Genomic DNA, 719 nt, shown 5'->3' on the forward strand with positions numbered 1-719 from the left:
CTGGAAGCGGTCGAGGTTGACGGTCACTATCAATCCTATATCGGCGAGTCGCTTTCGACCTCGGAAGGGGTGATCGGTGATGGTGAAATCAAAAAGCGTCCGCTGTTGCGAGTCGGAGAGATTCTGGAGTTTGTTCCGGGCATGGCGGTCACCCAACATAGCGGCAGCGGCAAAGCCAATCAGTATTTCTTGCGCGGTTTCAATCTCGATCACGGAACCGACTTCAGCATTACCGTTGATGGCATGCCGCTGAATATGCGTACCCATGGCCACGGTCAGGGGTATATGGACATGAACTTCATCATCCCCGAGATGATCAAGCGCATGGATTACCAGAAAGGGGTCTATTATCCGCAGAACGGCGACTTCTCCAGTGCCGGTGCCGCACATATTTATCTGCCGAATGCATTGGAATCCGGAAGTGCTACAGTTGAAGTTGGCGAGTACGGCTATAAACGCGCCCTGCTGATGGACGACTTCAAAACCGCTTCCGGCAATCTGGTTCTCGGGCTGGAAGGGCAGACTTACGATGGCCCCTGGAGCGATGTCGAAGAGGGCGTCGAGAAAAAGAACTTTCTGGCCCGTTACCATGGTCATACGCCACAGGGAACCTACTCTGTCACCTTTATGGCCTACGACAATCAGTGGGACTCCGCTGACCAGATCCCACAAAGAGCCGTCGATCAGGGAATCATTGATACTTACGGTTCTCTGGATAC

At 53.3% G+C, this 719-nt stretch carries 1 protein-coding gene; it reads left to right on the forward strand.

The annotated features are described in order from the left end of the window. Positions 1-719: TonB-dependent receptor plug domain-containing protein (locus tag H8792_RS12325; RefSeq protein ID WP_185979306.1), on the forward strand; the 719-nt coding region annotated here is incomplete at both ends.

It is taken from the genome of Thiomicrorhabdus heinhorstiae, assembly GCF_013391765.2.
Classification (GTDB): domain Bacteria; phylum Pseudomonadota; class Gammaproteobacteria; order Thiomicrospirales; family Thiomicrospiraceae; genus Thiomicrorhabdus; species Thiomicrorhabdus heinhorstiae.